At 61.5% G+C, this 17,059-nt stretch carries 19 protein-coding genes; 18 read left to right on the top strand and 1 reads right to left on the bottom strand.

The genetic code is table 11. The features are described from left to right. The first annotated feature begins 190 nt into the window (after positions 1-190). From IQ35_RS05225 to IQ35_RS05215, 3 genes are read left to right on the top strand one after another with little or no spacing between them, the layout of a single operon-like run. Positions 191-1,159: an MBL fold metallo-hydrolase gene (locus tag IQ35_RS05225; RefSeq protein ID WP_158636589.1), complete on the top strand. Its 969-nt coding sequence runs from the start codon at positions 191-193 to the stop codon at positions 1,157-1,159. A gap of 39 nt (positions 1,160-1,198) precedes the next feature. Further along, positions 1,199-2,239: an aromatic ring-hydroxylating oxygenase subunit alpha gene (locus tag IQ35_RS05220; protein ID WP_158636588.1), complete on the top strand. Its 1,041-nt coding sequence runs from the start codon at positions 1,199-1,201 to the stop codon at positions 2,237-2,239. Beyond that, positions 2,236-3,267, top strand: coding sequence for an MDR family NADP-dependent oxidoreductase (locus tag IQ35_RS05215; protein ID WP_021246935.1), 1,032 nt, complete (start codon positions 2,236-2,238; stop codon positions 3,265-3,267). Before IQ35_RS05220 ends, IQ35_RS05215 begins: the two co-directional genes overlap by 4 nt. A gap of 78 nt (positions 3,268-3,345) precedes the next feature. Here IQ35_RS05215 and IQ35_RS05210 read toward each other — a convergent pair whose 3' ends face one another. Further along, positions 3,346-4,233, bottom strand: a complete 888-nt coding sequence (locus IQ35_RS05210) for a LysR family transcriptional regulator (protein ID WP_145072171.1) — start codon at positions 4,231-4,233, stop codon at positions 3,346-3,348. Positions 4,234-4,332: 99 nt separating this feature from the next. Here IQ35_RS05210 and IQ35_RS05205 point away from each other — a divergent pair, with 99 nt between their 5' ends. The 15 genes from IQ35_RS05205 (at position 4,333) to IQ35_RS21400 (ending at position 16,979) form a co-directional block, all read left to right on the top strand. Continuing rightward, a complete protein-coding gene (locus tag IQ35_RS05205; protein ID WP_145072170.1) occupies positions 4,333-5,445 on the top strand; it encodes an S-(hydroxymethyl)glutathione dehydrogenase/class III alcohol dehydrogenase in 1,113 nt (370 codons plus the stop codon). Positions 5,446-5,546: 101 nt separating this feature from the next. Then, positions 5,547-6,113 carry an S-(hydroxymethyl)glutathione synthase gene (gene gfa / locus IQ35_RS05200; RefSeq protein WP_145072169.1) on the top strand — a complete coding sequence of 189 codons (567 nt, stop codon included), beginning with the start codon at positions 5,547-5,549 and terminating at the stop codon, positions 6,111-6,113. Between the two features lie 5 nt (positions 6,114-6,118). Next, the gene (gene fghA / locus IQ35_RS05195) at positions 6,119-6,964 is read left to right on the top strand and encodes an S-formylglutathione hydrolase (RefSeq protein ID WP_145072295.1); all 846 of its coding nucleotides are present in this window, start codon (positions 6,119-6,121) and stop codon (positions 6,962-6,964) included. After that, entirely contained in the window at positions 6,957-7,244 is a 288-nt protein-coding gene (locus IQ35_RS21405; RefSeq protein ID WP_051187263.1) for a 2Fe-2S iron-sulfur cluster-binding family protein, read from the top strand. Before fghA ends, IQ35_RS21405 begins: the two co-directional genes overlap by 8 nt. Positions 7,245-7,602: 358 nt before the next feature. Further along, the gene (locus IQ35_RS05185) at positions 7,603-8,835 is read left to right on the top strand and encodes an aromatic ring-hydroxylating dioxygenase subunit alpha (protein ID WP_236614830.1); all 1,233 of its coding nucleotides are present in this window, start codon (positions 7,603-7,605) and stop codon (positions 8,833-8,835) included. Beyond that, the gene (locus tag IQ35_RS05180; protein ID WP_021246928.1) at positions 8,832-9,449 is read left to right on the top strand and encodes a 3-phenylpropionate/cinnamic acid dioxygenase subunit beta; all 618 of its coding nucleotides are present in this window, start codon (positions 8,832-8,834) and stop codon (positions 9,447-9,449) included. Before IQ35_RS05185 ends, IQ35_RS05180 begins: the two co-directional genes overlap by 4 nt. 29 nt (positions 9,450-9,478) lie before the next feature. Continuing rightward, positions 9,479-10,225 carry an SDR family oxidoreductase gene (locus IQ35_RS05175; RefSeq protein ID WP_236614829.1) on the top strand — a complete coding sequence of 249 codons (747 nt, stop codon included), beginning with the start codon at positions 9,479-9,481 and terminating at the stop codon, positions 10,223-10,225. Between the two features lie 486 nt (positions 10,226-10,711). Continuing rightward, positions 10,712-11,551 (top strand): alpha/beta fold hydrolase, encoded by an 840-nt coding sequence (locus tag IQ35_RS05170; protein ID WP_021246925.1) that lies wholly within the window; start codon positions 10,712-10,714, stop codon positions 11,549-11,551. Then, a complete protein-coding gene (locus tag IQ35_RS05165; protein ID WP_145072167.1) occupies positions 11,548-12,453 on the top strand; it encodes a VOC family protein in 906 nt (301 codons plus the stop codon). Before IQ35_RS05170 ends, IQ35_RS05165 begins: the two co-directional genes overlap by 4 nt. A gap of 1 nt (position 12,454) precedes the next feature. After that, a complete protein-coding gene (locus IQ35_RS05160) occupies positions 12,455-13,237 on the top strand; it encodes a 2-keto-4-pentenoate hydratase (protein ID WP_145072166.1) in 783 nt (260 codons plus the stop codon). After that, on the top strand, positions 13,237-14,175 hold the full coding sequence (locus tag IQ35_RS05155; RefSeq protein ID WP_145072165.1) for an acetaldehyde dehydrogenase (acetylating): 939 nt from the start codon (positions 13,237-13,239) through the stop codon (positions 14,173-14,175). The genes IQ35_RS05160 and IQ35_RS05155 overlap by 1 nt, the downstream gene beginning before the upstream one ends. Further along, positions 14,175-15,206: a 4-hydroxy-2-oxovalerate aldolase gene (gene dmpG / locus IQ35_RS05150; RefSeq protein WP_021246921.1), complete on the top strand. Its 1,032-nt coding sequence runs from the start codon at positions 14,175-14,177 to the stop codon at positions 15,204-15,206. The genes IQ35_RS05155 and dmpG overlap by 1 nt, the downstream gene beginning before the upstream one ends. Beyond that, entirely contained in the window at positions 15,199-15,816 is a 618-nt protein-coding gene (locus IQ35_RS05145; protein WP_145072164.1) for an NAD(P)H-dependent flavin oxidoreductase, read from the top strand. The genes dmpG and IQ35_RS05145 overlap by 8 nt, the downstream gene beginning before the upstream one ends. 170 nt (positions 15,817-15,986) lie before the next feature. Next, a complete protein-coding gene (locus IQ35_RS05140; RefSeq protein WP_221442034.1) occupies positions 15,987-16,655 on the top strand; it encodes a tetratricopeptide repeat protein in 669 nt (222 codons plus the stop codon). A 96-nt stretch (positions 16,656-16,751) separates the two neighbouring features. Then, entirely contained in the window at positions 16,752-16,979 is a 228-nt protein-coding gene (locus IQ35_RS21400) for a hypothetical protein (RefSeq protein ID WP_221442035.1), read from the top strand. The last annotated feature ends 80 nt before the right edge of the window (positions 16,980-17,059 follow it).

Below are 17,059 nucleotides of genomic sequence, written 5' to 3'. Positions count from 1 at the left end.
GAGGTGTATGGTCAGGATCGGCTATCGCGGCGCGTGACCGATCCTGATCGTTACGACACTAGAACGAAGATTGCGGTGCAAGCGACGCCGCGGGCATTTGAGGATTGATCCGGAGCGCCTCGCCAGACCGGAGGGTCGGTATCAATTCGCCCGGCGCCCGCATCGAAGGAGAGGAACGGTGATGAGGTCCATGACAGCAGTGACGCCCCGCGAGGCCCGCATCTTCTCAATTATGATCGGGACTGCGGCGCTCGCGTTGTCAGTTCCAGGGATCGTGCGTGCCAACTCACCTGTGCAAGCAACATGGACGACCCTGGGCACGAATTCGGGACCAATTCCCAGCTCGGATCGTTTCGAACCCGCCAACCTCCTTCGCGCAGGGGACCAATCCATTCTGGTTGATGCCGGCGATGGCGCATCGGTGCAGTTGGTTCGAGCTGGCGTGCCGCTCACCGCACTGCATACGATCATCATCAGCCATCTGCATTTCGACCACACCGGCGGACTGTTTGCCATCCTTGGAGAACGGCTTCAGATGCTCGCGCCGGGCGTCTTGACAATCTACGGCCCAGCCGGGACCAGGGCCACGGTCGACGGTTTGATCGCGGGCATGACCTCGTCGCCTCCGTCCGGGCCGCGCGGACAGGGGAATCCGGCCCAAACGGTCAGGGTCATCGAAGTCAGGGACGGCGATACATTCGACGTCGGTGCTGTCAGGGTTACGGCGGCCGCCAACTCGCATTATGATGCGACTCCGGGTGGGGCCGCCCATGTGTCCCTGTCTTATAGATTTGATGCACCCGGGCGATCTATCGCATACACTGGCGATACCGGACCGAGCGCCAAAGTGGAGAAACTTGCTCACCGCGCCGATCTGTTGGTCAGCGAAATTTTCGATCCGGATGTAGCACTTGCTGCGGTGAAGAAGGCTAGGCCCGAACTTGAACCTTCTGTTTTGGCAGAGGTGCGGGTTCATTTCGAGCGCGAACATTTGACAGCCGAACAGGTGGGGGAGCTTGCAGCGCGCGCAGGTGTCGGCGAGCTGGTGCTAACCCATAACCCGATCTCACCTGACAGGACTGAAGAACTGATGCGGCCCGGCATTGCAAGAGAATATCAAGGAACAATCCGTTTCGCCCGCGATCTCGATACCTTTTGAGAGTGCTGTGGAACGTGTCACCATATGAGGAGTGGATTGATGGCGCCCTATTATCTTAATTCCTGGTATTGTGCCGGATGGTCGAAAGATCTGATGGATAAGCCCTCGGGTATCACGATATGCGGGAAGACCCTGGCCATTTACCGTGATCCGGCGGGAAGCGTCGTCGCGCTGGACGGCCGGTGTCCGCATCGCTTTGCGCCGCTCGCCAAAGGTGTGGTGGTCGGCGACCGCTTGCAATGTCCCTATCATGGCTTGCTATTCGACCGAACCGGCGCCTGCGTGCATAATCCCCATGGCGATGGTATGATCCCACCCAACGCCCGCGTCGAGAGCTATCCTGTCCAAGAGCGAGCCGGTGCCCTTTGGGTGTGGCCGGGCGATCCGGAGAAGGCGGACGTCGATCTGTTGCCGAGCACCGACTGGCTGGTGAGCGATGCCTACGCGACCGCGACCGGCTATCTCCTCGTAAACGCGGACTATCAGCTGGTCACGGACAACCTGCTCGATCTCACGCATGCGCCATATCTTCATCCCGGAACCGTCGGCGGGCGGCCGGAGGACAGTATCGGCCAGGTGATGGAACATTCATTCGAAACGACGGACGGCAACGTCATTCACTCCAATTACCGGGTCCGCAACATGCCGCGCCCGACGCCACAACTCCTGCCGCTTTGGGGAGAACGTCCGGGCGACTTCTATGCCGAAATGCGCTGGCAGCCAGCATCCTCGATGGAACTCGATATCTTCATGACCGAACCGGGCGAGGACAAGAAAGCCGGCGTCCACGTCCCCACACTGCACTATCTTACTCCGACGGGAGATGGCGCGACGCATTATTTCTTTGCTATCGGTCGCAACGTCATGATCGACGACGACGAACAGACACGGCTGATGGCGCATTTCGCGCGGATCGCCTTCGAGGAAGAGGACGAACCGATGATCCGCGCTTGTCAGGACTTGATGGGGACATCGGATCTCATGAGCCTGCGGCCGGCAATTCTCAGGACGGATGTTGCGGGAGTCCAGGCACGCCGCGTGCTCGGGAAATTGATGAAGGCGGAAACCGTGGTCGCATGACGGGACCAGGCAGCAAGGCTGGGGTGAACCGGCAGGTGATGGTCGTTCGCCGCGCCAAGGGCGTGCCGACGCCGGATTGCTTCCAGATCGTCGACAGCCCGGTTCCGCAATGTCCCGCAGGCGGCGTCCTGCTTGAGACGCTTTGCGCGGCCGTCGATCCGGCCATGCGGGGCTGGTTGAGCGAGGAACGCAACTACATGACCGTTTCGGACGGCGAAGTGATGCGCGCGCACGGCGTGGGACGCGTGTTGGAAAGCCAGGACGAGCGCTGGGTCCCCGGAGATCTGGCCTATGGTTGGCTTGGTTGGCAACGCTATGCAGCCGTCGCGTCATCGGCGCTCTTATGGCCTGTTGACGAAACGGTCGCACCGGCGCCGGTGTGGCTCAGTGTCCTCGGTCTCAACGGATTGACGGCATGGATAGGACTGAATCTGCTGGGTCGTCCGGTGCGAGGCGAAACGATAGTCGTGAGCGCGGCTGCGGGCGGGGTCGGCGGGCTGGTAGGGCAACTTGCGGCACATCGCGGCCTGCGGGCCGTGGGGATTGCAGGGGGCGCTTCCAAGACGGAGCTCGCCAGGACCCGATTGGGGTTTCACGTGGCGGTCGACTACAAAGCGGCGGCGGGCGATCTGGGACGGGAACTGACGCGCCTGCTTCCCGATGGCGTTGACATCTTCTTCGACAATACCGCGGGCCCTATAGCCGACGCTGTCTTTCCGGTGCTCAACGGTGGCGCGCGCATCGTTCAATGTGGAACGGTCGCGGTGCCGGACTGGACCACGCTGCCGACAGGTCCGCGCCGCGAACGCGATATCCTCGTGAAGCGGCTGTCATGGCACGGCCTCGTGGTCTTCGATCATATGGCGCGGTTCGAGGAAGCGTTCGCCGATCTGAAGGATCTCTACCGGAGCGGTGTGCTGACGGCACGCCATGATGTTTTGCGCGGCCTGGACATGGCGCCGGGCGCGCTCGGTCGTTTGTACGACGGAACTAATAATGGACGACTGATGATCGACGTTGGCCTGTAAGGCGTGGATGTGGCTGACCTGGCCCAGGCAAGCAGAACTCGCCTTTTCCTGGTTCCGCAGAGCGTTGGCCAGTGCGCTTCAATCCGATCTGCCCATTGCCGGACCAAGCTCATTCTGGAGGCAGTCGATGACGGCACTCACCTTGGGCAGGAGGTGACGACGCTGGGGATAGACCGCCCAGATCGGTTCGTCGCTTGCACGGATATCTTCGAGCAGAGAGATGGCGACGCCCCGCTTGAGATGCGGCAGGATGTAGAAATCCGGCAATTGGCATATGCCCAGTCCGGCCATGCAGGCATCCATCACGGCATGACCGCTGTTGCAGCGGAAACGACCTTTCGGACGATGGATCATTTCCTGCCCGTTGCGTTCGAAGCGCCAGATCGAGCTTGTGCCGACAAGACGTTCATGAGCTTCAAGGTCTTCCAGCGTGACAGGCGTTCCGGCGCGCTCCAGATAGATCGGGGCGGCGCAGGTGTAGAGCGTCCGGGAGGCGACTTTGGTCGCTATCAGGCGCGGATCGGAAACGCTGCCTGTCCGGATGGCGAGATCGAAGCCTTCGCCGACCAGGTCGACGACCCGATTGGTCAAGTCGATCGTCACGCTCAATCGCGGATGTTGCATCGCAAATCCGCGGATGATCGGGGCAATGAAACGCTCACCCATCGCGGTTGAACATGTCACCCGCAGTTCGCCCTGGGGCTCGCCTTGCTCGCCGATCAGCGCAATGGCTTCGTCCGTCTCCTGCGCGATTCTTTCGCAACGCTCAAGAAAGACCTTGCCGGTGTCGGTCAGGCGAACCGTCCTGGTCGTGCGATGAAAAAGCTGTGCCTGGATGCGCTGCTCCAGCGCCATGATCGACCGACTGACATGGGTGGGAGACATGCCCATTGCCTTGGCGCCCCGCGTGAATGAACCGGCGGAGGCTACCGCGATGAATTCGTCGATCCCGTCCCATTTGGACATATTATCCCTTATCTGGCATAGTCTATTTACAAAATGACGTATTAACGCATTGGCGGAATAATACTATGCTGGACCCGGTACAGAAAGCTGAGGTCGTTCATGAAGACACGCGCCGCCGTTGCGTTCGAGGCGAAGAAGCCGCTGGAGCTCGTTGAGCTCGATCTGGAAGGCCCCAAGGCGGGCGAGGTGCTGGTCGAGATCATGGCGACGGGCATCTGCCATACCGACGCCTACACGCTCGACGGGCTCGACAGCGAAGGGATCTTCCCGTCGATTCTCGGCCACGAAGGAGCGGGGATCGTGCGTGAGGTGGGCGCGGGCGTAACGTCGGTCGCGCCGGGCGACCACGTCATCCCGCTCTACACACCCGAATGTCGCCAGTGTAAGTCCTGCCTGTCAGGCAAGACCAACCTGTGCACCGCGATTCGCGCCACGCAGGGCAAGGGCCTGATGCCTGACGGCACCACGCGGTTCAGCTATAAGGGGCAGCCGATCTTCCATTATATGGGCTGCTCGACCTTCTCCAATTTCACCGTGCTGCCGGAGATCGCGGTGGCGAAGATCCGCGAGGACGCACCTTTCCAGACCAGCTGCTACATCGGCTGCGGCGTGACCACCGGCGTTGGCGCGGTGGTGAACACTGCCAAGGTACAGGTCGGCGACAATGTCGTGGTGTTCGGTCTCGGCGGCATCGGCCTCAACGTGCTGCAGGGCGCGCGGCTGGCGGGCGCCGGCAAGATCATCGGCGTGGACATCAACCCGGATCGCGAGGAATGGGGCCGCAGGTTCGGCATGACCGATTTCCTCAACTCGCGCGGGTTGTCGCGCGAGGAGACGATCGCGAAGATTCTCGAGATGACCGATGGCGGCGCCGATTATACTTTCGATGCAACCGGCAACACCGAGGTGATGCGCACCGCGCTCGAGGCCTGCCACCGCGGCTGGGGCACCTCGATTATCATCGGCGTGGCCGAGGCGGGCAGGGAGATCGCGACCCGCCCGTTCCAGCTCGTTACCGGCCGCAACTGGCGCGGCACCGCCTTTGGCGGCGCAAAAGGCCGCACCGACGTCCCCAAGATCGTCGACTGGTACATGAATGGCAAGATCGCGATCGATCCTATGATCACCCATGTTCTGACCCTTGAGGAAATCAACAAGGGCTTCGATCTGATGCACGCTGGCGAAAGCATCCGCTCCGTCGTGGTCTACTGAGGGAAGCGCGAGGTGCAAACAGGGACCATCGATGCTGTGCGCATTCACCAGGCGGAGCGGCGGTGGCTTGTATTAACGATCCTCACCAGAACCGGAGGCTTATGACAATCTCTCTTCATCCCTCGATAAATGCTGGCGTGACGCCGGGCTCGGGCAACTTCGCCGGCGGCACGCTGGTCTGCCACTGCGCTGACCGGCCGGTGAAGGTCTCTGTGACGGGAGACGTCGCGCACAACCATGCGTGCGGTTGCACCAAATGCTGGAAGCCTGATGGGGCGACCTTTTCCGTTGTAGGTGTCGTTCCGCGCGCGAGCCTGTCGGTCAGCGAGCAGAACGACAAGCTGGCGGTCGTGGACGTGAATGCGGCTATCCAGCGCCACGCCTGCAAGGAATGCGGGGTCCGTCTCTATGGCCGGATCGAAAATGAGGGTCATCCCTTCCATGGCCTCGATTTCATCCACACGGAGCTGTTTGAGGAAGATGGCGCGGCCGCGCCTGGATTCGCTGCCTTCGTGTCCTCGATTATCGAGAGCGGCGTCGATCCTGCGGAAATGGAAGGCGTACGCGCCCGCCTGAAGGAACTTGGGCTCGAACCCTATGACTGCCTGAACCCGCCGCTGATGGATGCAATCGCCGCGCACGCTTACAAGCAGAAGCATGTGGCCTGATGACCATCGAAACTGTGTCGAGCAACAAGAGCTACGGAGGGATCCAGGGCGTCTACAGGCACAAATCGAAGGAGACAGGGATGGAGATGACCTTTTCCGTCTTTGTTCCTCCGTTTGACGATGGCGCCAGATTGCCTGTTGTGTGGTATCTGTCGGGGCTTACCTGCACGCACGTAAATGTTACCGAGAAGGGGGAGTTTCGGCGGGTCTGCGCCGAACGGGGGCTGATTTTCGTCGCGCCCGATACCTCGCCGCGCGGCGACGGGGTGCCGGACGACCCGGCGGGCGCCTATGATTTCGGCAGCGGGGCGGGGTTTTATGTCGACGCGACGCAGGAACCTTTTGCGCGGCATTACCGGATGTGGAGCTATGTCACGATGGAATTGCCCGATATTGTCGGAGCCAACTTTCCAGCGGACATGAGCCGGCAATCGATCATGGGCCATTCCATGGGCGGCCACGGCGCGCTCACCATCGGCCTGACTTTTCCAGGGCGGTTCAAGGCCATATCCGCCTTCTCACCGATCGTCGCACCGTCGCAGGTCCCCTGGGGCCGCAAGGCGCTCGCTGGTTATCTGGGTGACGATCGGGCGCTCTGGCGCCGCCATGACGCGGTCGCCTTGATCGAGGACGGTGCGCGCGCGGCCGATCTCCTCATCGACCAGGGTGATGCCGATGCGTTTCTTGCCGAGCAATTGCGCCCCGATCTTTTCGAAGCCGCGTGCAGAGCAGCGGGTCAACCGCTAACGCTGCGTCTTCGCGCGGGCTATGACCATAGCTATTATTTCATTTCGACGTTCATGGACGAGCATTTGCTATGGCACGCGGCTCGCCTGGAGGAATATTGTTGATGATCAGGATAACCGTGACCGACCGATCTGGCGAAGAGCGACAGGCCGCGACAACGGCTTTGACGAATTGCTCGCCTTGTGCGGCGGCTGCTGTTCCTGCGCGACCTGTCATGTTTTTATTGATCCCGAATTCATCGAGAGCCTTCCCGCGCCGGGCGAGGATGAGAACGATCTGCTCGATAGCAGCGACCATCGCAACGACCGTTCGCGCCTGGCCTGCCAGATCGGCCTGAATGCCGGATTGGATGGACTGCGCGTAACGATTGCTCCGGAGGACTGACGGCCGGTATCCGGCGGCGCGAGGGCAGGCGGGCGGGCGTCTCCCGTCAGCGCATCGCGATGCGGATGGCGCGGGAACGCGTGGTGGGCCGCGGCATAGCTTGCCAGCACAACATTCCTTGCCGCACGGGACGAGCGCTACCGTTTTGTGCGAGGCACCGTTCCACCTATCATCCGGCCGGAACCCGCCTTGCGATCACGCCGGAGATTGAGGCTTCCATTCTCATGTAGAATAACATACGGTGCAGTATGTTCAATGCTTGGGAATCGTTCAAATGAAGGCCGCAGACTTGGTTGACTCGTCCTTTGGGACCATTGGCCGCCGTATCTTTTGGGATCCGGCAATCTATGAACTCGAGTTGGAGCGCGTATTTGCCCGCTCCTGGCTGTTCGTGGCGCATGAAAGCCAGATCGAGGAACCCGGCGCGTTCGTTACGACCTATATGGCGCAGGATTCGGTGATTGTCGCACGGGCTGACGACGGCGCGATCAACGTCTTCCTCAACAGTTGTCCCCATCGCGGGAATCGCGTCTGCTTTGCTGATAGCGGCAAGGGTCGCGCCTTCACCTGCAATTATCATGGCTGGGCGTTCGGCCTGGATGGCGCGCTCAAGAAAATGCCGAAAATGGGTCTTTATAAATCCACGCCGGGCTTTCGAATGGAGGACTGGGGGCTGAGGCGCGCACGCGTCGCGTCTTACAAGGGTTTGGTCTTCGCGACCTTCTGCGAGGAGGCACCGTCGCTTGAGCAATGGCTGGGCGACTTCCGCTGGTATCTTGATGCTGTCCTTGACGTCGAAGACGGCGGAACGGAGTTCCTTCCAGGCGGGGCGACCCGGTCGGTGATGCGCTGCAACTGGAAATTTCCCGCAGACAACTTCGTGGGGGATATCTATCATGCTCTGTGGACCCATCTGGGCGGCGCAGAGCCGACGCTCGGCCGGCACGGCGGTGTCATCGTCGAGAATGAAGGAAGCTACCAGGTGTCCGTGAACGGGCATGGCTGGGAATTCAATGACAGTTTCTTCGGGAACGCCGCGACGATGGGCGATCGCGAGCTTCTCCGTTATATGCGCTCGAGACAGGAGGCAATCACGGCCCGTCTCGGTGATTTCCGCTCGAAAATGTGGGGATCAGTCGCCTCCGCCACGATCTTCCCGAACTTCTCCTTCCTGCCAGGGTATTTCACGTTTCGGACCTTCCAGCCCAAAGGACCGACAACGACGGAGATCCATGCCTGGACGCTCGTGCCCAAGAACATGCCGGATGATATAAAGGATCGCTTCCGGCGCGGATCGATGCGCACCTTTTCCCCGAGCGGCATCCTTGAAATGGATGACGGCGAGAACTGGGAACATTCAACCAGCGCCAATGCGGGCTGGGTCACCCGGAACCAGAAGCTGTGTTACGCCATGGCGCCGGCCGGTGAAGTCGAACGCGACGATCTTCCCGGCGAGGTTACGGCCGGGCAGCTTTCCGACGCCAATCAGCGCCTCTTCTACAAGCGCTGGGCCGAGATGATGGACGCTGAAAGCTGGGCGGATATCCCCACCGCCGGTTCTGACGCACGGTATAGCGAGGCCGCGGAATGAGCACGGCTCTTGATCGCAAGCCCGATTATTCGGCCTTCCCGCGCCTCAGCCTGGAGGAGGCGAGGGCGGCCGCGGCCGATCTGTTGGCGATGAAAGGCGCAGGAGCGCCCGTCGAAGGACAGATGCTTGGCCGGATCGAGCGCTTCTATCGTCAGGAAGCCCGAATTCTGGACGAAGAGCGTTACGAGGACTGGTATGATCTTCTCGCGGACGACCTTTTTTACTGGATGCCGCTGCGGGAAAATCGGTTCAGGCGTGACTCGCGGAGCGAGCTGGACCCGGACTCGATGGCTTTCTTCGACGAGTCCAAGGCCGACATCGCGGTGCGGATCGGACGGCTCAAATCCAACCTGGTCTGGACCGAAGATCCTCCCACGCGTCACGTCTACATCGTTTCGAATGTCGAGGCCTTCGAAACCGGGGTCGATGGTGAGTTCGAGACGCATCATGTCTTCACCCAATACCGCAATCGGTCCGAGCATGACGAGGCGACTTTGTTCGGCCGGCGTCGCGATCTGATCCGCGCCGTAGACGATGGCTTTCAGATCGTCCGCCGCCTCATCCTGCTGCCGCAATCCGTGCTGTTGACGAAAAACCTGTCGGTGTTCTTCTGATGGCGCGGCTCGATGGAAGGCGGGCAGTCGTGACCGGTGCCGGTTCGGGGATCGGTCGCGCTATCGTCCGGCGCTTCGTCTCGGAAGGGGCAAAGGTCGTTGCGGTCGTGCGCAAGGATGCCGATGTGCCTGCGCTCGAGGCCGATGGGGCGGCGGTCGTCGTGGGCGACGTCAGCCGTTATGAAACGGCGGAACGAGCGGTCGCCGAAGCTACTGCGCGTTTTGGCGGTCTCGACTGCTATATCGCCAATGCCGGGCTGTGGGATTTTCATAAGCGTCTCGAAAAGCAGACGCCGCAAGAGATCGAGGCGGCCTTCAACGAGATATTCGGCGTCAATTTTCTTGGCGCGGCCTATGGCGCCCGGGCATCGATCGCGGCGCTCCGCGAGAGCCTTGGTAGTTTGATCGTTACCGGATCCAATGCCTGTTTCCTCGCCGGCGGGGGCGGCGCATTGTACACCAGCTCGAAATTCGCACTGCGCGGCCTTGTCATGCAGCTCGCCAAGGAATTTGCGCCGGACGTCCGCGTCAACGGCGTCGCGCCCGGTGCGACCGATACCGGAATTTCGGGACCGGCCGCCTTTGGGCAACGCGAGCGCGAAATGAACGCGGATCCTTCGCGGATGGAGGTGATGGCGCAGCATATGCTGCTTGGCCGTGTCTCCCGTCCCGAGGATCACACCTCGCTCTACGTCCTTCTCGCCGCGCGCGACGAGGCGCCCTACGTCACTGGCGCCATGCTGTTGTCCGATGGCGGATTGACTATTTCCGTGTGACGTCCGGATGGGACCGGACCGAGACATCGACAGTTGCGAAATGCCCCGGCGGCCTGCGCCGATGGATTCCAGTGGCCGAGCTTTCCTCGCGCGACGACGGTGCCTGGTGCTCGGTTCGGAACCCCGCAAGCTTGGCTTCTCACTCGCATTCGCGGGCAGGCGAGGTGCGCCATCTCGCAGAGGGCGATGAGTTATCGATCAAGCAGCGCGCTCGATGATGGAGCGATCCCGCCCCCGCGCGCTCACCGAGAGGACCATATATCGTGATGGACCTCAGGAAGCGCGGCCTTCAGGTCACTTTGATCAAGGCCATCCAGGTGATGCGGAGGCGTATGCTGCCGTGCCCTGGTTCTGGTCGAACCGATGCCGACATATCGCTCAAGTCGTTGGTCGACGAGGATGGCGAAGCCTCAAAACATACGGTAGCGTATTGACATTTGCCGTTGGTCTCGCCCAGATGGCCACAAACTGTTCAAGAGGATTTCAGTGCAACAGGATCTTCAGCCAGGGCGCGGTAAAAGCGTCAAAGCCTTCGAGCTCGATACCAATTACCATGATACCGGCGGAGACGGTCCGCCGGTGCTGCTGCTGCACGGTTCGGGGCCGGGCGTCTCGGCCTGGACCAACTGGAAGCGGGTCATGCCGGCGCTCGCTACGGATTTCCGGGTCATCGCTCCCGACATGGCCGGGTTCGGCTACACCGAGCGCAATCCCGACCTGCATTATGATATCAAGCTCTGGGTGAAGCACCTTATCGGCATCCTCGATGCCCTGGGGCTCGACAAGGTGAGTCTGGTCGGGAACAGCTTCGGTGGTTCGCTGGCGCTCGCCGCCGCCGCGCGTTTCGGCGACCGGTTCGAGCGGTTGGTGCTGATGGGGACGCCGTGCGACAAGTTCGTGATGACGCCGGGTCTGCGCGCTGGCTGGTATTATACGCCCAGTCCCGAAACGATGCGCGAGACCATGGCGCATTTTCCCTACGATCCCTCGTTCATCACGGACGAGCTGGTGGAAGACCGCTATCGGGCGAGTCTCATTCCAGGAGCGCAGGAAGGGCTGCGCAAACTGCTTATCCAGCCCAATGAAGAGGGCGATACCCCGCTTTCGGGAATGCCGGAGAGCGTCGTCGCGAGCATCGGGCATCCGACCCTGGTGCTTCACGGCCGGGAGGACAGGGTCATCCCGGTCGAGATGGGACTGCGACTGGGCCGCGCAATGCCCAACGCGCAGTTCCATATGTTCGGCAAATGCGGCCACTGGGTGCAGGCGGAGCGCTTTGACGACTTCATCGCGCTCACGCGGCGTCATCTGGAGAGGCGGGCGTGAGCGCCGAGATCGAAGCGCTGGGCTATATCGGCATAGAAGTCTCCGATCCGGAGCGCTGGCGCCATTTTGCCTGCGATACATTGGGGTTGCAGGCGTTCGACAATGCGCATGGCGGTTTCGACCTGCGCATGGACAATTATGCTTCGCGCATTCGAGTCACGGAAGGCCCTCGCGACGATCTGCTCTACGCCGGATGGGAAGTGCGCGATGAAGCGGCGCTCGAAAGCTTGGCGGTGAAGCTTGAAGCCGCCGGCGTAAGCGTCAGCCGTGGCGACGCTGCACTAGCCGCGGAACGCCGGGTCGCAGCACTCGTCCGGTTTACGGACCCGGAAGGTAATGGCCACGAAGCTTTCTATGGTCCCTTGCAGAAGACGAACGAGCCGTTCGTCAGTCCCCGAGGGGTCCGCTTCAAGACCGGACGACAGGGGCTGGGCCATCTCGTCCTGAGTTGCGGCGACAAGCCCGCGATGATGACATTCTTCATCGATCTGCTCGGCTTCCGGCTATCGGATCACATCCATACGGAGGTAGTGCCGGGCCGGCCTCTGGCGATCAGCTTCCTGCGCTGCAATGGGCGGCACCATTCGCTGGCGCTTGCGCCTGTGCCGATCAAGAAGAAGATCGTGCATCTGATGTTCGAGGTGCTGTCGGTCGATGACGTCGGCAGGGCGATGCATCGCTGTCTCGCGGAAGGCGTGCATCTCTCCTTCACGCTCGGACGACATTCCAATGACGACATGTTGTCCTTTTACCCGCTGAGTCCTTCAGGCTTCGACATCGAATATGGTTGGGGCGGCCTCGAGGTTGACGACGACACCTGGCACGTCCTCACGCACGACAGCAATTCTGCCTGGGGGCACGTCTTCCAGCGTCCACCCCGGCCAGCGAAGATCGGAGACTGACATGCCCGTTTCTCACCGGGAACTCGCCGACCGGCTGCGCGCCGCTTATGACGCTGGCGCGGTCGCGCCTCTCCGCGATGGTCTTGAGCCGACGGACGCGTCCGGGGCCTATGCCGTGCAGGCAATCAACACGCAGGTATGGCAGAGCGAGGGGCGCCGCATCGTGGGGCGCAAGATCGGCCTGACCGCCCAGGCGGTGCAGACGCAGCTCGGGGTCGATCAGCCCGATTTCGGCGTGCTGTTCGCGGACATGGAGATTGCCAATGGCGGGGTTCTCCCGTTCGGCAAGGTGCTGCAGCCCAAGGCCGAAGCAGAGATCGCGCTGATTCTCGGCAACGATGTGATGGACCCAGGCGCGACCGCAGAGACGATCGCCGCGGCAACCGACCGCGCCTTTGCAGCGATCGAGATCGTCGACAGCCGGATCGCGGACTGGAAGATCAGCTTTGCCGACACGGTAGCGGACAATGGCTCATCCGCCTTCTATGTGCTGGGTGACGCGAAGCCGCTCAACGGCCTCGATCTCTACAGCTGCGGGATGGTGCTGGAGGTGAACGGCCAAGTGGCTTCGCTTGGTGCGGGGGCGGCCTGTCTTGGCCATCCGCTCAACGCCGCCGCCTGGCTCGCCCGAACATTGGCGGCCCTCGGCGAGCCGCTGCGCGCCGGCGATGTGGTTCTGACCGGCGCGCTCGGTCCCATGGTCGCGCTCAATCCCGGCGACGAGGTGAAGGCGATCGTTGGCGGGCTGGGTTCGGTCGGTTTCCGTTTCGAGGAGAAGAAATAATGGCCAAGGTGAAGGCCGCGATCATCGGTTCGGGCAATATCGGCACCGATCTCATGATCAAGATCATGCGCCACTCCGACGTGCTCGAAATGGGTGCGTTCGTCGGCATCGATCCGGAGTCCGACGGCCTGAAGCGTGCGCAGCGTCTGGGCGTGGCGACAACGCATGAAGGGGTCGAGGGCCTGCAAAGACTCGACGTCTGGCCCGAAATTGGCGTGGTGTTCGACGCGACATCGGCGGGCGCCCATCAAAAGCACAGTGCGATTGTGACCGGTGCCGGCAAGGTGATGATCGACCTTACACCAGCCGCGATCGGGCCTTATGTAATACCGGTCGTAAATGGCGACGCGCACCTCGATGCGCCGAACGTCAACATGGTGACCTGCGGTGGTCAAGCGACGATCCCGATCGTCGCGGCTGTGAGCCAGGTCGCGACCGTCCATTATGCCGAGATTGTCGCGTCGATTGCGTCCAAGTCGGCGGGACCAGGCACGCGGGCCAATATCGACGAGTTCACCGAGACGACCAGCCGTGGCATCGAGGAGGTCGGAGGTGCCGCCAAGGGCAAGGCGATCATCATCCTCAACCCCGCCGAACCGCCAATGCTGATGCGCGACACCGTGTTCACACTGTCGTCGGGCGCGAGCGAGGCGGAGATCGAGGCATCGATCGAGGCGATGGTGGCGAAGGTAAACGCTTATGTTCCCGGTTATCGCCTCAAGCAGAAGGTGCAGTTCGAACGCTTCGGTTCGAACAACCCGGTGAAGATACCCGGACTCGGCAGCTTCGAGGGAATCAAGACCAGCATATTCCTCGAGGTTGAAGGCGCCGCGCACTATCTTCCGGCTTATGCCGGCAATCTCGATATCATGACATCGGCGGGTCTCAGGACAGCCGAAAAGATCGCCGCGCGGCGGTTGCAGCAGGAGACCGCGTGATGGCGTTCGATCCCACCCAGACCAAGCTTTACATTCAGGACGTGACGCTGCGCGACGGAATGCACGCGATCCGTCACCAATATGGCATCGAGCATGTGCAGAAGATCGCCCGCGCGCTGGACGAGGCCAGAGTCGATGCGATCGAGGTCGCCCATGGCGACGGACTGAACGGCTCGTCTTTCAACTATGGCTTCGGCCGGCACACCGACTGGGAATGGATCGAGGCGGTGGCCGATGTGGTCGAGCATTCGGTGCTGACGACCCTGCTCCTCCCCGGCATCGGCACGATTGAGGAACTGAGGCACGCCTATAAGCTGGGCGTGCGTTCGGTGCGGATCGCGACGCATTGCACCGAGGCGGATATCTCCAAGCAGCATATCGCCGCGGCGCGCGACCTTGGCATGGACACGATCGGCTTCCTGATGATGAGCCACATGGCCGAGCCTGAGGCGCTCGCGCAGCAAGCGAAGCTCATGGAGAGCTATGGCGCGACCTGCGTATATGTCACCGATAGCGGGGGCGCGATGGATATGGACGATTATCGGGCGCGCTGCGAGGCATATGACCGCGTGCTCAAGCCCGAGACGCAGCGCGGCATCCACGCGCATCATAATCTCTCGCTGGGCGTGGCCAATTCGATCGTGGGCGTGCAGGCCGGCGCAATCCGTGTCGACGCGAGCCTTGCCGGTATGGGAGCCGGCGCGGGCAACGCGCCGCTTGAGGTGTTCATCGCCGCGGCCGAACGAAAGGGATGGAACCACGGCACGGACCTCTACAAACTGATGGATGCGGCCGAGGAACTGGTACGCCCGCTCCAGGACCGTCCCGTGCGCGTCGACCGCGAGACGCTCAGCCTAGGTTATGCGGGTGTTTACTCCTCATTCCTGCGCCATGCCGAGAAGGCATCGGCCGACTATGGAATCGATACCCGGGAGATTCTCGTCGAACTCGGACGTCGCCATATGGTCGGCGGTCAGGAGGATATGATCGTGGATGTCGCCCTCGACCTGGCGCAAGCTCATAATGGCTGACCGCCAGCTAGTCGATGAGCTTTACGGGCGGTTCAAAATTCCCGTTATCGTCGCCCCGATGTTCCTGATCTCGAGTCCAGAACTCGTGATCGCCGCAGCCAGGGCCGGCATCATGGGCGCCATTCCGGCGCCTAATGCCCGCACGATCGAAGAACTCGCGCTCTGGCTGCCGCGAATTGCGTCGGAAACCGCCGCCATGGGCGGCGATGGCATGTGGGCGATCAACATGGCGGATTTCGCCTACATGGGCACGCGATTCATTTCGACGCCCGAGAGCATGGTTTCTGATGATAACCGGTCAATGCTCGTTCGCGCCCGGATGGAGGATATCGTCACGACCGCCGCGGTAACGGGCGTGCCATCCAACTGGATACGCGAGAGCCTTGATGCTGCCGGCTTCACGCCCGAGATGATCGAGGTGAAGAAGAAGATCGATTTTTCGAACCTTCACGGAGACACCAAAGCGTGGAAGACCATATGGGGAGCGGGGCATGGCGTCGGTTCGACGCGTAGAATCCAGTGCGTCGCCGATATAGTTGACGAACTGGCCGAGGAAGCATGTATTTTGGCAGCCAAACCATTGCCATTCATGTCTATAAGTCAAATATAGCAAGGGAAAATGAGCTGCAACGAACTGCGTGCGAGACCGGCACAGTCCGGCCCGTATGCCCTATGTAGCCGCCGGCGGATACCGCCGGAATCGCGTTCTGCAATTTGCATATTTGTCTCTTTTCATGATAAATTTCTCTCTATAAAACTGACCTCGGGGGGAGGCGTTTTATGATTGGGGTTCTGGCCGTCATGACGTTGGCTGGTGACGTTGCCCCTAAATCTAAACAGGAACGAGTACCCACGGACGTGCCTATGCGGCTATCGGCCGCGCAAGTATTCACGTTGGCGGATGCCGCGCGCGCCGGTGGCGATTTCGCGGCAGCCGAGACGGCCTATCGCGCGCTCCAGTCCGACCCTGATCTTGAGATTCGAACAGAGGCGCGTTTCCGTCTCGGGATGATGCTGGCTGACGATCTGCGCCGTTATAGCGACGCGGCAATCGAGTTTCGTCACATCCTTGACGACCAACCCAAAGCAGCACGGGTACGGCTGGAACTGGCGCGCGTACTGGCCCTGATGGGCCATCTTGGTAGCGCGGAACGCGAGTTTCGCGCAGCCGAGGCCGCTGGCCTGCCTCCTGAAGTCGAGCGCATGGTCCGCTTCTTCGCCAATGCTCTGAACGCGCGAAAAACCTTCGGCGGGTCGGTCGAAGTGGCGCTCGCGCCGGATAGCAATATCAACCGTGCAACGCGCTCGGACACGCTCGGCACAGTGATTGGGGACTTCACACTCGACAAAAACGCCAAAGCGAAGTCCGGGATTGGACTTGAACTGCGTGGTCAGGCCTACTGGCGCAACAGGCTGGAGCATGACGCCGACTTGCTGGTGCGCGGATGAGTTGGCGGCAGCTTTTATGGCGACACCAGTTTCAACGACATCTCCGCGAGCCTGCAAGTGGGACCGCAATACACATCGGGCAAAGACCGCATCACGTTGTCCACAGGCCCCGTCTGGCGCTGGTATGGCCAGCAGCCCTATAGTGTCGGCCTGAGCGGCACGGCGAACTGGCAACATCCCACGGGCAAAAGAAGCCAGATGTCTCTGGAAGGCAGCGCTGCGCACGTCACCAACAAACGTAACAGCCTGCAAACGGCAGACACCTTCACGGTAAGCGCCAGCCTCGATCGCGCCTTCAGCGCGCGTTTTGTAAGCGAGGTCTGACGGCCGCCTTGCGCATTCAGGGTCCGACGGGTTGATTGCCGCTCTTTGAGCGGGGTGGCCGGTGTCGGACGGGATCGAGG

It is taken from the genome of Sphingobium wenxiniae (assembly GCF_007830065.1).
GTDB classification, from domain to species: domain Bacteria; phylum Pseudomonadota; class Alphaproteobacteria; order Sphingomonadales; family Sphingomonadaceae; genus Sphingobium; species Sphingobium wenxiniae.
This window is presented reverse-complemented; position numbering and strand designations above follow the sequence as displayed.

Coding starts and splice junctions, on each gene's coding strand:
- IQ35_RS05225 (WP_158636589.1), top strand. CDS start 191: ATGACAGCAGTGACGCCCCGCGAGGCCCGCATCTTCTCAATTATGATC.
- IQ35_RS05220 (WP_158636588.1), top strand. CDS start 1,199: ATGGCGCCCTATTATCTTAATTCCTGGTATTGTGCCGGATGGTCGAAA.
- IQ35_RS05215 (WP_021246935.1), top strand. CDS start 2,236: ATGACGGGACCAGGCAGCAAGGCTGGGGTGAACCGGCAGGTGATGGTC.
- IQ35_RS05210 (WP_145072171.1), bottom strand. CDS start 4,233: ATGTCCAAATGGGACGGGATCGACGAATTCATCGCGGTAGCCTCCGCC.
- IQ35_RS05205 (WP_145072170.1), top strand. CDS start 4,333: ATGAAGACACGCGCCGCCGTTGCGTTCGAGGCGAAGAAGCCGCTGGAG.
- gfa (WP_145072169.1), top strand. CDS start 5,547: ATGACAATCTCTCTTCATCCCTCGATAAATGCTGGCGTGACGCCGGGC.
- IQ35_RS05180 (WP_021246928.1), top strand. CDS start 8,832: ATGAGCACGGCTCTTGATCGCAAGCCCGATTATTCGGCCTTCCCGCGC.
- IQ35_RS05160 (WP_145072166.1), top strand. CDS start 12,455: ATGCCCGTTTCTCACCGGGAACTCGCCGACCGGCTGCGCGCCGCTTAT.
- IQ35_RS05155 (WP_145072165.1), top strand. CDS start 13,237: ATGGCCAAGGTGAAGGCCGCGATCATCGGTTCGGGCAATATCGGCACC.
- dmpG (WP_021246921.1), top strand. CDS start 14,175: ATGGCGTTCGATCCCACCCAGACCAAGCTTTACATTCAGGACGTGACG.
- IQ35_RS05145 (WP_145072164.1), top strand. CDS start 15,199: ATGGCTGACCGCCAGCTAGTCGATGAGCTTTACGGGCGGTTCAAAATT.
- IQ35_RS05140 (WP_221442034.1), top strand. CDS start 15,987: ATGATTGGGGTTCTGGCCGTCATGACGTTGGCTGGTGACGTTGCCCCT.